The organism is Haliscomenobacter sp., assembly GCF_040403615.1.
GTDB lineage: Bacteria > Bacteroidota > Bacteroidia > Chitinophagales > Saprospiraceae > Haliscomenobacter.
Window position 1 is genome coordinate 35,256 of record NZ_JBBAKG010000045.1, and the last position, 12,446, is coordinate 47,701.

A 12,446-nucleotide genomic window follows, 5' to 3' on the forward strand; every position below is an offset into this window, starting at 1 on the left:
AAATGATGTAAAAATTTGTCAATCAATATTTTGTTGACAAATTTTTTATGTCAAAAATTGATTTTTGTGAAGAGTAACAAGCTGATTCGTAACCTCGAAAAATTATCTCGAAAAGAACTGACTCGTTTTAAGGAGTTTGTTTTTTCGCCTTACCTCAATAAGCATGAGGAAGTTAGGCTGCTAGTAGCCTATATTTCCGAGATTTATCCCCGTTTAGACGAAAAAAAGTGCACAAAGGAACTGATTTTTAAATCGATTTTTGTCAAGGGTAAATATAATGAAAAACTCCTTGCCCCAGTACTAACTTATACCCAAAGATTACTCGAACAATTTTGGGCTTTTGAGGAGTTCAGGGGAGATCAATATTTTCAGCGTTATCTCTATCTCAGGCACTTGCGTTCAGTACAAGCATTTGTACCCTATGAACGACTTTTTCAGGATTTGGAGGAAAACCCAATGCATTCCGCAACTTTAGGCGCCGACAAAGCATTGATGCGTTACCTGTTGGCGGGGGAAGGGGAGCGTTATTGGTCACAATACAACAAAACTGAATTTGAAGGATATTTTCAGCGCAAACAAGAAGAGTTGGACGTTTTTTACCTCAATGAAAAACTCAAAGACGCTTGCGAGGCATTGTCCCGGCAAGAAGTCAAAAGAGACGAGCGTGCGCCCCGCTTGGCTGAAGCAGTTATTTATGAAATTGAACAAAACCTGGACAGTTACCGCCAAATTCCGCCCATCATTACCTATTACATGGTGTACCGCATGCTTTCCAGCAATAATCCTTCCTTTTTTGGGGAAGCTCTAGAGGTATTTCAGCGTTGGGAAAACACCTTTTCAGGAGGCGAAGTCAGTGCAATTTTCAATCAATTCAAAAACTATTGCCTAATTCGCATCAATCAAGGAGATCAAGAATTTTTGGGCAAATTATTTGAATTGTACCAATATCAGCTGGAGCAAGGACTGCTGCTGGAAGAAGGTATGCTTTCGGAATGGAATTACAAAAACATCGTCGCAGCTGGATTGCGCTTGCACCAATACGATTGGGTCTATCAATTTATTGAGAAATACAAAGACAGCCTTGCTCCAGAATTCAAAGATAACGCTTATCGCTTCAATCTAGCCAGCTATCACCTGGCTTTGGGGCAACACCACGAAGCAATGGTACTCCTGCGTGAAGTGGAATACAGTGACCAACGCTACAACCTGGGCGCAAAAACGATGCTGTTGCAGTCGTATTATGAACTAAAGGAATACGACCCTTTGTTCTCCCTGACGGAGTCTTTCCGCCAATTGTTGATGCGGGACAAAAACATGTCCGAAAACTTTCGCAAAGGCTATTACAACCTCTTTCGCCTCACCCGCAAAGCAGCTTACTTGCGCTCCCGACTGGAGTACCTGACTTCCGATAAAGCCGAACTGGAACTGGAGAGGCTAAAAATGACTTTGGCCAAAACGGGGGAGGTATTCAGTCGAGCCTGGTTTGAAGCGAAATTGCTGGGACTGGAGGAGGAGATTTAATCAAGAGAGGGGACAAATTCAAAATCATACATGTTGGATTCATCGGGAATTTTTGACAAACGTTTCCATCCGTTTTTTTCCAAAAAAGCAATGGCCTTAAGGTTTTCGGCATCTACAAAGGCTTTCCAGGATTGACCTACTTTTAGTGGATGCATTTGCATCAATTCTGATAGGACAACTGAGCCGATGCCTTGATTCCTGAGTTTGGGATGAACGGCCAAATTGGTGATATAAAAGGATGGGTTATCTGAATTGGGCAAAAGAATCCCTACTTCAGCCACCATTTTTTGATCGATGAAAACGCTGTATTCGCAACCCTCAGGGTTGTTGTTCAACACATGTTCAAGCCAGGAATCCTCGATTTCCATTGGCCCTAGATGTTTATTGAGTTCGGGATCGGCAAACCAGCTTTGGTATTCCTCAAAGTCTTCTCGCTTGAATGGTGTTATTTTCAATGGATGCATGTAGGTTGATTTTTGCATAAATTACCCAATCGATCGCATTATCCCCAATCCATGTACCGGATCAAAAAGCTTTTCATTTTCTCCTTCAATCATGTATTTCCGAATTTGAGGATGAACACTCAGGTATCGTTTGTTTTCCGCAAGGCATTGATTATTCTTTGTTTTCAAAAACCTTCTTCGCCACTCGGAAGGCCGTATTGCTCACGGGCACTCCGGCATAGACTCCGATGTGCAAAAAGGTTTCTTTGATGTCTTCCAGCGTTGTACCCGTATTGAGCGTTGCCCGGAGGTGCATGGCCAATTCTTCTTCTTGTCCCAAAGTGGCCAAAACGGCAATGGTGAGCATGCTCCGTTCGCGTTTGCTCAAACCCGGCCGCGACCAGATGGCACCCCAGGCGTTGTTGGTAATGTATTCCTGAAAAACCCGGTCGAACTCGGTTTTGTTGGCTTCGGCCCGGTCTACATGGGCGTTCCCGAGTACAGCACGGCGCGTGATCATGCCTTTTTGGTACAGCGATTTTGTATCCGCATACACCACGAAATCCAGGATTTCATGCACGACGTAATCGGGTGCTTCTACACAGGGGATATGCCCTACGTCATCAATCAACACAAATTGAGCATCGGGAATGGCCTGCGCCATACTTTCAACCAGGGGCGGTGGGGTAGAACCATCCACTGAGCCACCGATGCACAGGCAAGGCAATTGGATTTTTGAGATTTCGCTGCTCAAATCGATATCACGAATGGCTGCACAAGCCATCAGGTAACCTTCCAGGGGGGAGTTGACCAGCATATTGTGGTAACCCAGTAACTCTGCCTGCCGTTCCTGATGGAATTGCGCTGAAAACCAGACTTTCATCACCGTATCGGCAATGCTCGTAATGCCTTCGGAGCGTACTTTTTCGATGCGGGTATTCCAGGTTTCGGTGGTGCCGATTTTGGGTGCGGTGTTGCTCAAAATCAATTTTTCGATCCGCTCAGGATGGTAAACGCCCAAATACTGCCCAATTACCCCACCGATGGACAAACCAACTATGACGGCCTTGCCAATATTCAGGTTGTCCATCAACTCCAGGGTCAGCGCGGCGTAGTCCTTGATTTGAAAGGGGGTATCGGGCAATCCCGAAAGGCCGTGTCCGGGTTTGTCAAAACGCAGGATATTGCCGTGGTCTTTTAATTTTTCAACCACTGCATCCCAAATGCGAAAATCGGTGCCTAGCGAATTGATGAATACAAAAGTGCGCGGATTTTGGCGGCCGAGGTACGCATAATGGATGTTAATGCCTCGTAAGATGGTCCAACTCATGATCAAATGTTTTTTTGTTTTCAGCAATTGTGGTGACTTGCGCCAATTCCATCCTCCAATACCCAAGCGAATGCTTAGCTTTACAATTCAGAATGTCAAATTTATCAATAATCTTTTTGAAACGACCATATTGGATGAGCAATAAGGAACGATATTAAAATTGTCCGAGGAGATAGCCACCTGTGAATCATGTAAGATTACCCTTAAATTGTGTAATGCTTCTGCTTTTGATCCTGTTGAACTTTGTTCCTTAACCAGCACAACGAAACAAAATGAAAATCCAGTTCAACACCGACCACAACATTGACGGAACAGAAGAATTTAGGGCGCCATTGATTGCCATGATTTCGGAGAGATTAAGTAGATTTAGCAGCTACATCAGCAGGATCGAAGCTCACCTTTCGGATGAGAACAGCGACCAAAAAGAAGGGGCAAACGACATGCGCTGCATGCTCGAAGCAAGACTTGAACATAGCCAGCCAGTTGCCGTTACCAATACTGCAAATACGGTTGAACAAGCCGTCGAAGGCGCGATTGATCAATTGAAACATTTGCTGTCCTCAAAATTGACGCCTTCGAGTGATTACTGATGCCTGGATGTAATGCAGGAGAAACACCAACAAACAACAAAAAACCAAACCAACCATGAAAGTAGCGGTCTATAGCTTCCACCAATTTGAAAAACCTTATTTTGAAGAAGTACCCGACAGTGATCATCAATTGCATTTTCTCAACGTGGAACTTACCCTCGAAACAGCCCCTTTGAGCGCAGGTTTTGAGGCGGTCAGTTTGTTTGTAAACGATGACGCTTCTGCGCCCGTGCTTGAAATACTGCACAAAAATGGCGTACGTTTCATTGCCTTGCGCTCGGCTGGTTACAACAATGTTGACCTGGACAAAGCGAAAGAATACGGCATCCGCGTGGCGAGAGTGCCTGCCTATTCGCCTTTTTCTGTAGCAGAGCACGGGGTTGCCCTCATCCTGGCGCTGAACCGGAAGTTGATCCGTGCGCATTCTCGGATCATGGAACAAAACTTTTCCCTGAATGGATTGACTGGTTTTGACATGAATGGGAAAACCGTGGGCATCATGGGTACCGGAAAAATCGGGGTGGTGATGGCCAGGATTCTGTATGGTTTTGGTTGTCACCTGCTGGCCTATGACAAATTTGAAAACGAAGAGATCAAGCAAAAATACGGGGTGGAATACACCGATTGTGCATCGCTGTACCAGCGCTCAGACATCATCAGCCTCCACCTGCCCCTCAATGAAGAAACCCGGTACATCATCGCTGAATCCAGCATCCAACAGATGAAAAAGGGCGTGATGCTAATCAATACCAGCCGTGGCGCTTTGGTGAACACCAATGATGTGGTGCAAGCCTTAAAAACCGGGCAGATTGGTTATTTTGGGATGGATGTTTATGAAGAGGAAGACGGATTGTTTTTTGGAGACCACTCGGATGAGATTTTGCAGGATGATACCATTGCTCGCCTCATGGTCTTCCAAAACGTATTGATTACCAGCCACCAAGGATTTCTCACTGAAACATCCTTGAGCAATATTGCTAAAACAACCATGTACAACTTGGATTGCTTTGCAAAAACCGTGGTTTCTGAAAATGAGATAAAGTTGTAAGGCAATGGAGAAAACGGCATACCACCAAAGCGGCAAAAGGTATTTGCGGCGATTTTGGGGTGTGTTCGATTAAGTTCGTGCCAAAAAGTGTAGGTTCTTACATTTGTTCGTACGAAAAAGTGTGGTCTGGTACACTTGTTCGTACGAAAAAGTGTAATTGATTACATTTTTTAACTGTCAGATCAAGTCGAGACTATTACAATTTACCTTTCATTTACAATCTTTTACACGATTTTCAAACTATAAAACCAAGAATAAAGTAGTTTTAATGCGTTATCACCAAGGATCTATTCCATTATCCTGCACCACAAAATCCATAGCATGAAAAACGCTCTATTTTTTTTGATTACCCTCCTTTACAGCACTGCTCTTTTTTCGCAAACGAATTATCCACCCGAGACCCTCGCAAAAATAAAAGAAGTTGAAACCAACATTACGGGAAATCTCCTCCTGAATGACGAAAGACCCAACACCATTGCCGAGCGCATGGCCAAATACAAGGTAAAAGGCATGAGCATTGCCGTTATCCACGATCACAAAATTGCCTGGGCCAAAGGTTACGGTTGGGCCGATGAAGCGGAGAAACAACTAGTCACCACCGAAACACTTTTTGAACCAGGATCGATCAGTAAAACCTTGAACGCCGTGGGTATCCTAAAGTTGGCCCAGGAAAAAAAGGTAGACCTCTACACGGACGTCAACACTTATTTGACTTCTTGGAAATTCCCTTACGATTCATTGTCAAAAGGCAAAAAAATAACCCTGGCGAACTTATTGAGTCATACTGCTGGCTTGTCCGTACATGGTTTTCCTGGACACGACATCAAAGGCCCTATTCCTACCATATTTCAGGTGTTGGACGGGAAATCTCCAGCGGTTACGCCAGCGGTGCGCAGCGAGTTTGAACCGGGTTTGAAATATCAATATTCGGGTGGAGGCACCAGCATTTCACAAGTATTGCTGACGGACATTACCAAGCAAGCTTACGATGTATGGATGTACGAAAATGTACTAAAACCCATCGGCATGGTAAACAGCACCTATGCGCAACCACCCGCCAAAGACAAACAAAAATTGTGCGCTTCTGCCTACAACAGCAATGGTAAACCAATTGCCAACAAATTCCACGTTTACCCTGAACAGGCCGCAGCCGGTTTGTGGATGACGCCCAGCGACCTGTGCAACTACATCATTGACCTACAACTGGCTTACCAGGGCAAAGCATCCAAAGTATTGAATCCTGAAATGGTGAAATTGCATTTAACGCCTTACAACAACGAAAATGCAGCCATGGGTACGTTTATCGAAGACCATGATGGCGTAAAATATTTTCAGCACTCGGCGGGTAATGATGGTTTTTGCGGCATATTTTATGGCAGCATGGAAGGTGGTGATGGCGTAGTTGTCTTTTTGAATAGCGAAGCGGGCAGGCTCTTGTCAGAAGTGATCAATAGCGTTGCCAAAGCTTACAACTGGAAAAATTTTTACCGCGAACCGCAAAGAAAAAAAAACATAGCGGTAGACGAAAAAACAATCAAAACTTACGAGGGCATTTATGTATATGATAATTCCTGGTCGGGTATTGGGAAAAAGGACAATGAATACCATTTTTATAATAGCGGGACCTTTGCAAAAATGTATTTTACGACTCCCACCAGTTTTTTTAATGAAGAATTCGCGGCGGTAAAGGAGTTTATTAAAAATGACCAGGGCAAAATACTGGGCTATACCCGCATGGTAGACGGTAAGGAATTTCCAAAAGCTACCAAAATTGAGAACATTGACACCCTCAAACTGGCTAACCAAAAACTAACGGAGATTGGCTGGTATTTGTTTGAGGTTAAAAAATACCCGGAGGCGCTGGCCTATTTCAAGCGGGGGACACAATTGTATCCTGAAGACCTCGGGATGTTGAGCAACTTGGCGCATTTGTATTTGTTCAACAACGATTACAAAAGTGCCATGGCTATCTACAAAGCGCACCAAAAAGACATGATTAGACCCGACTACAGTTGGGAAAAAATGATGCAGGACGACCTCCTCTACTTCAAAGAGCACCACAACGATGTAAAGCTTTTTGATAAAGTTTTTGCGGAGCTAAAGATCCCAAAGCCAAAAGAATGATAAATCAGGGCGTCATGTGAGTTGGGAAACGGGTGTAATTCAAATTGCCTTGCGACAATTTGAATTACACCCTAATCAGAAAGCTGCAACCTAGTAAGACTGTGGTTAGACAAATTAGTTGTCTAAAAAAAGGTTGTTTCTCAAAGAGTTTGGAATTTCTAATGACTCAAAGTCGCTGTTATTTTATGCTGTCTTCAGAGTCGTTTGAGAAAAAAATCATCAATACACTTCTATACCTCACTGCGTAAGAAAAAGTGCAAATGAAATTCATGAACGCTGTATCCTTTCGACGTTCTCAATTCAAATGCACGTTTTCTCATGCAGTGAGGTATAAATAAAACTTTTTGCCATGAAAAAATTCGCTTTTTATTATTTTGTTATTTTAACCTTGGCTTTCAGTTGTTCGAAGCCTGAGGAATGTGATGAGCGTAGCTGGACAGATTTTCCTCGATTAGATCAAGGTTTTTACATGAAAGGAAAGATGAATGGAAAGTCATGGGAAGCAGCATCTGGTTTCTCAGGTACTGGTGTAGACGTAAACACCATAATTTCGGAATTAGATACTACTTATGTTTTGAGTGGTGTAGTGCGTAATAACTGTGGTGATTTAATCAATTATGTTCAATTTACATCAGAAGTTATCCCACAGCTAAATGTAAAGTACATTAACCCAAATTTTACATTCCAGTCCACTTACAGTCCTTCTTATGAACCGTCATTCTCTTCTAAATATGATTCCATTTTAGTGACGAAAGATTTTGAAAACTATCTCCAATTTACTTCTTTTTCAAAAGACACTTCAATTGTTGAAGGTGTTTTTCAAGTTCAATTGACAAGAAAAATCACTGAACCTAATGAACCCAAAGTTGTTAGATTCAGCAATGTCAAATTCAGAATGAAGAATGTGTTTTGACTTGATCTAAGGGACGTGATTACAATAACTGTCGTGTTTGATAAACAGTAAGCGTTTTGAACAATCAACCTGAATATTGAATCACGACAGTTATTTAAATTATCTCCCTAAGGAACTTCAAGCGACAAGTTGATCTCGATCGATTTTCTAAAGTGCCAAAGTAGAAATATGTAGTGGGGCAAAAATGAACACTTATTTTTTTGTCGCCCCTAAGTGACGCTTTAGGCATTATTTTTTCTTCTTGGCCTTAACCATTTTGCCTTTAGTTGTCAGCGCCTTTATCGCCTCTTCATGCACTAGTTTTCGTGCCTTGTAAGCATTAAAGCGCTCGATCCATTTTCCTCGTTCCGCAGCATTGAGTTTTTCCAGTCGGGCGGTGGTCAAGTCAATTCTTTCCTTCAAGCCTGGAGGCGCCAGGTCGATGAATTTTTTGCGCCCATTTCCCGTTTTGATCAATTTAAATTTGTCATACAACTCACCAAGAGTCGTGTAGGCTTCATAAGTAAGGGTGTCCTTATTGACCTGCACCAATTGATACAATTGTGTTTCCACTGCCGCCCGATCAATCCAAGGCAAAAGGTTGGACAAATACATTTTGGGTCCACTCACGGATACTGCATATACTGGTCCGGTTGAATCAATTACAGTAGCACCAATGGGCAGGTTGTTGCCTCCACGTGCATAGGTATGGTCATGCCCTTGGAGTACTACATCGACATTGTATTTGTCAAACAAAGTTTTCAAACCATTTCGGAGGGAAGGGTTATCGCGGTCGCCAGCAGGCGAATATACGGGGTGGTGCATGGTCACAACTGTCCATTTATTGGGGTTGTTTTGCAATACTTTATCCAACCACAACATTTGACTGATGCTGTCCTGATCAAAAGAAAGATAAGCGGTAGTGTTGAGTGAAATTACCCTAGTACCTTGATAATCGAGGTAATACACACTTTCTTCCAAGCCAGTTGGGCCATTTTCAGGTAAGGTAAAGGAAGGTCGCCAGTGTTTACTCAATATGGTTTTGTTGTTCACTCTAGCATATTCATGGTTTCCGGGAGTGGGCACACTTGGGATGTTTTGGTAAATCCAGCCTCCGGCATAAAACCATTCTCCCCATTCATGATCGCGCTGGGCAACGTTGATCAGGTCTCCGGCGTGGAGCATGAAGTCGGCTTTGGGCAAATCGCTGTAGGCCTGCCGGATGGTACGCGACCATTTTGATTTGATGTCGTTTTGGGCGTCACCAAAATAAATGAAAGAAAAAGGGGCTTCTTTGGCCTCAGCGGTATGGAAATGAATCCATTCACTCCAGGTGTTTTGTCCGTCGCCAACCCGATAAACATACGTGGTATTCGGTTTTAAACCGGTGAAATTGAGCGAATGGTAGTACGCTGCACTCAAGTCACTTACCAACATTTCACTAATGGCTTCAGTCACCATGATGCTGTCAAAATCAGGACTTGCACTGGCCACTGCAATTTGGCCAATCCCTTTAGTTACAGTTACTGCCGTCCGCCAGTTGACCGCAAAGGAAGTACTAGGATCAGTTTTCCAACTGGTGATGATGCGATCTGGCATCGGGCCAGGTGGATAGTAGTCTACTAAGGCGGCAGAGGTTTGGGCATTTAAGAACCAAACGCTGCTAAAAAAAAGGAGGCTGAACAGATTTTTCATACAAGGACAAATTAGTGCAAAAAACAAAGCACAAAGAAGTGCAATTTTCCTGTGCTTTGTTTTTAAGTGTATGCTATTTTATCGTTAATTCTTTTTGTCCAGATTTGGCAACAAAAATGCATTCGACTGACTGGGTTGGTCCATCTTGCTGTAGGTTGTAGTTGAAATAAGGCATCCTGATACTTGATGTAAGATAGGGGATTATTTTGATTTGTGGAAAAAGGGGAATCCATCAAACTTGAGGCGTTGATTTTTACATCTATGGCACCGTCGACAAGCCTGCACTAGCGTTTCAGCTCGAAAGCAAGCTCGTAATAAGATTTGTTTCTACTTTTTGATTTGGTGATATCCCGGTCAAAAACGCGGTTGAGGTTATTGCCAGCCAGGTCTTCCAGGCGGGCATCGATCTGCAAGCGGTAACGCTGGGCTTTCCAGGGTTCTGTGGGAACAAAAAGCAATTGCTGATCTTTTTTATCCAGTCTTATTTTTCCTTTTACCAGGCTGTTGTTTTGATCGACAATGCCGATGGATTCAAGCAACAAATAATGATCCAGGGTTTCCCAGGGTTTGATCTCGAGAGGGGCAGTCGTGCCCACTTTAGGGAGCTTCAATTGCCATTGTTTGAGATCCGGTGCCTGATCATCGCGCTTTACTGCTACAAAGGTTTTGCGGTAGGTTTGGGCCAATTTTAGCCCACTCTGGTCCTTCCATGTTGCTGAAATCACCAGATGATAGGTTTCATTCATTTTTAGTGGATTGCCCAGGGCTCGGTTTAAGGTCAGGCCCCGTTTGATTCGGCCAGGGTCGAGCCAGAGGGTGAGTACGGTGCCAGTGGTATCCCACAGTTCGGGCTGTAGGTTCAAAAAAACATTGCGGAGCGTATCCTGGTTTTTATCCAATAAATGAATGAATTGTAAAGACTCACCGCTGCGCATGGGTTTGGAAAAGCGGACATAAAGCTTAAGTAAATTTTCTGGTAAAGTATCCAGCAAAGGATAAATCGCCACCAATTCGGGTGCTTTTCGTTTGGATTGAAAGGAACAAATACTTGCCCAATGAGCCGGTTGTTTTCCAGGATATGGTAGATAAGCCCGGGGGTTAGTGGGATCAAGGGTTCAAACAAAAGCGCGGAATTATCGGCAGAGAACTTGCCCAAAATGGCCCGCTTGTTGCCATTTGCCAGGACTACTTTGATGGAAGGATCGGTGGCAGCAGACGAAAAATTTTGGATGAGCTGCTTAGGGATGGATATACCAGTTGCCCGCTGCTTGTTCCATACCAGTTCTATGCTCTCTTCCTGCTTTTGACAGGCACTTAGGGCAAGAAGGGAAAAAAAGGCCAGGCTACAGATCAGCTGCAGCCCGGCTTTTTTTATGCTAATTGTTTGTTTAGATGTTTTTGCCATCGGAAGTCCAAAGATCAATGTCGCCATTGGTTTTCTTTTGAATGACTACTGCTCTGTTGTCATCCAATTTAGCCAATTGCAGCACTTTTTCATGCGGCAAAATGATAAAATTGGTGCCAGCAGTTCCTTCTACTTTTTCGGTCAAAGTGCCCTGGAATTTTGCAATCTCCTCGTGGCTTACCTTAACGGCTGGGCGGTTGTCGTTGGCCATAACCAGGAAGTTTTGATTGCCATCTTTCAGCCAAATCATGTCGGTTGGCGTATTGCGATTGCCCATTTCAGCAATGGTTCTGCCTTTGACGTGTGCACCTGGCTTCAGCTCATCCATGGGGAAAAGCACCAACGGGGTACAGGTATAACTGGCAACCACGTATTTTTTGCCTTCAATGGTCGTGGTGGAGAAAGTGCGTACGGGTGAAGTGGTTTCAAAGCGACCGTGGTTGGCATGGTACAATTCCAGGGTTGCTTCTTCGTCTGCCTTACCGGTAAAAGGAAAGCTGATGCTGCGGAAAGAAGAGCTGAATTCCTTGTTGCACAAGCCGCTGATCAACAGCTTACCTTCCTCAAAACCCATGTCTGAAATGGACATCAGGCTCAATGGTTTGCCCTGACGGTCTTTTTTGGTTTCGTCGGGAGGGTTGTTGACGGCGGTGGAAGAGAAGTTTACATCCGTAAGGGAAACGGCTTTGAGTTCGTTGTTGGCGCCGAGGCTGAGCAACACCGGAGTGCCGTCTGCACTTTTTACCGCGATGTACAGTTTTTTGGAAACCGGGTTGATGGCCATATCAATGATGGAAACATTCTCTTTGGTAGTTCCCAGCGCTTCGGCAATTTTCACATCGATGTTCTTGACGTCGTACTGTGTGCTTGCTGCTTTTTTGGTGTCTTTGGTTTCCACCGCAAACACGGTTGAGCTCTTCGAATCACCAATGAACAACACACCTTCTGGGCCAAAAGCCAAAGCGGCAATTGACTTTACTACAGGTGTGCCCTTGCTGAAATTGTATTTGTTATCGGTTTTTTTGTACGTACTGGAGATAAAGAGCATTCCCAGTACGCCTACGGCAACAAGAAGCGTAATTTTTTTCATTTCTGATGCGATTAAAAAGTTAGGTATTGGATGGAAGTTGGTGTCGACAGTTTTAAAACTGACTACCTAAGGTAACATCAATATTTGGACCATAAATCAGGATTCTACAAGTAAGGGTGTTTGGGCTGTGGCTGATGGGGAATAATCGATGCTTGGGGACGGCCACAGGATGGCCTTTTTTGAAAAAATCGGTGTTTCAATTTGATACGGGCATGGCTTTTTTTGAAAAATGTTGGTATATTTGATTCCAACGAAGGGGCGATAAAAAAATAAGTGATCATTTTGCCAGAGGATTAGATAAGTAAACG

Annotated in this window: 10 protein-coding genes; 5 read left to right on the forward strand and 5 right to left on the reverse strand. The window is 43.8% G+C overall.

The window, feature by feature from the left end:
• Window positions 1-66: 66 nt before the first annotated feature.
• Window positions 67-1,521 carry a hypothetical protein gene (locus ABW391_RS15605; RefSeq protein ID WP_353482820.1) on the forward strand — a complete coding sequence of 485 codons (1,455 nt, stop codon included), beginning with the start codon at window positions 67-69 and terminating at the stop codon, window positions 1,519-1,521.
• On the opposite strand, the gene ABW391_RS15610 is transcribed toward ABW391_RS15605, so the two are convergent.
• Together ABW391_RS15610 and pcaDC are read right to left on the reverse strand one after the other, a co-directional pair.
• Window positions 1,518-1,985: a GNAT family N-acetyltransferase gene (locus ABW391_RS15610; protein WP_353482821.1), complete on the reverse strand. Its 468-nt coding sequence runs from the start codon at window positions 1,983-1,985 to the stop codon at window positions 1,518-1,520. The two genes, ABW391_RS15605 and ABW391_RS15610, sit on opposite strands and share 4 nt — an antisense overlap.
• Window positions 1,986-2,136: 151 nt before the next feature.
• Complete coding sequence (gene pcaDC / locus ABW391_RS15615) at window positions 2,137-3,294, reverse strand: bifunctional 3-oxoadipate enol-lactonase/4-carboxymuconolactone decarboxylase PcaDC (protein ID WP_353482822.1); 1,158 nt, start codon at window positions 3,292-3,294, stop codon at window positions 2,137-2,139.
• 272 nt (window positions 3,295-3,566) lie between these two features.
• Between pcaDC and ABW391_RS15620 the strand changes: the two genes are divergently transcribed.
• The 4 genes from ABW391_RS15620 (at window position 3,567) to ABW391_RS15635 (ending at window position 7,969) form a co-directional block, all read left to right on the forward strand.
• Window positions 3,567-3,884, forward strand: coding sequence for an HPF/RaiA family ribosome-associated protein (locus ABW391_RS15620; protein ID WP_353482823.1), 318 nt, complete (start codon window positions 3,567-3,569; stop codon window positions 3,882-3,884).
• A gap of 55 nt (window positions 3,885-3,939) precedes the next feature.
• Window positions 3,940-4,932: a 2-hydroxyacid dehydrogenase gene (locus ABW391_RS15625; protein ID WP_353482824.1), complete on the forward strand. Its 993-nt coding sequence runs from the start codon at window positions 3,940-3,942 to the stop codon at window positions 4,930-4,932.
• A 321-nt stretch (window positions 4,933-5,253) separates the two neighbouring features.
• Window positions 5,254-7,056 carry a serine hydrolase gene (locus tag ABW391_RS15630; protein WP_353482825.1) on the forward strand — a complete coding sequence of 601 codons (1,803 nt, stop codon included), beginning with the start codon at window positions 5,254-5,256 and terminating at the stop codon, window positions 7,054-7,056.
• A gap of 349 nt (window positions 7,057-7,405) precedes the next feature.
• Window positions 7,406-7,969, forward strand: coding sequence for a hypothetical protein (locus ABW391_RS15635; RefSeq protein WP_353482826.1), 564 nt, complete (start codon window positions 7,406-7,408; stop codon window positions 7,967-7,969).
• A gap of 228 nt (window positions 7,970-8,197) precedes the next feature.
• Here ABW391_RS15635 and ABW391_RS15640 read toward each other — a convergent pair whose 3' ends face one another.
• The 3 genes from ABW391_RS15640 to ABW391_RS15650 all read right to left on the reverse strand — a co-directional run bounded on the left by ABW391_RS15640 (window position 8,198) and on the right by ABW391_RS15650 (window position 12,138).
• Complete coding sequence (locus tag ABW391_RS15640) at window positions 8,198-9,643, reverse strand: purple acid phosphatase family protein (RefSeq protein ID WP_353482827.1); 1,446 nt, start codon at window positions 9,641-9,643, stop codon at window positions 8,198-8,200.
• A 284-nt stretch (window positions 9,644-9,927) separates the two neighbouring features.
• Window positions 9,928-10,578 (reverse strand): hypothetical protein, encoded by a 651-nt coding sequence (locus ABW391_RS15645; RefSeq protein ID WP_353482828.1) that lies wholly within the window; start codon window positions 10,576-10,578, stop codon window positions 9,928-9,930.
• Between the two features lie 453 nt (window positions 10,579-11,031).
• Window positions 11,032-12,138: a hypothetical protein gene (locus ABW391_RS15650; protein ID WP_353482829.1), complete on the reverse strand. Its 1,107-nt coding sequence runs from the start codon at window positions 12,136-12,138 to the stop codon at window positions 11,032-11,034.
• Window positions 12,139-12,446 lie beyond the last annotated feature (308 nt).

Coding starts and splice junctions, on each gene's coding strand:
- ABW391_RS15630 (WP_353482825.1), top strand. CDS start 5,254: ATGAAAAACGCTCTATTTTTTTTGATTACCCTCCTTTACAGCACTGCT.
- ABW391_RS15640 (WP_353482827.1), bottom strand. CDS start 9,643: ATGAAAAATCTGTTCAGCCTCCTTTTTTTTAGCAGCGTTTGGTTCTTA.
- ABW391_RS15635 (WP_353482826.1), top strand. CDS start 7,406: ATGAAAAAATTCGCTTTTTATTATTTTGTTATTTTAACCTTGGCTTTC.
- ABW391_RS15625 (WP_353482824.1), top strand. CDS start 3,940: ATGAAAGTAGCGGTCTATAGCTTCCACCAATTTGAAAAACCTTATTTT.
- ABW391_RS15650 (WP_353482829.1), bottom strand. CDS start 12,138: ATGAAAAAAATTACGCTTCTTGTTGCCGTAGGCGTACTGGGAATGCTC.
- pcaDC (WP_353482822.1), bottom strand. CDS start 3,294: ATGAGTTGGACCATCTTACGAGGCATTAACATCCATTATGCGTACCTC.
- ABW391_RS15610 (WP_353482821.1), bottom strand. CDS start 1,985: ATGCATCCATTGAAAATAACACCATTCAAGCGAGAAGACTTTGAGGAA.
- ABW391_RS15645 (WP_353482828.1), bottom strand. CDS start 10,578: ATGCGCAGCGGTGAGTCTTTACAATTCATTCATTTATTGGATAAAAAC.
- ABW391_RS15620 (WP_353482823.1), top strand. CDS start 3,567: ATGAAAATCCAGTTCAACACCGACCACAACATTGACGGAACAGAAGAA.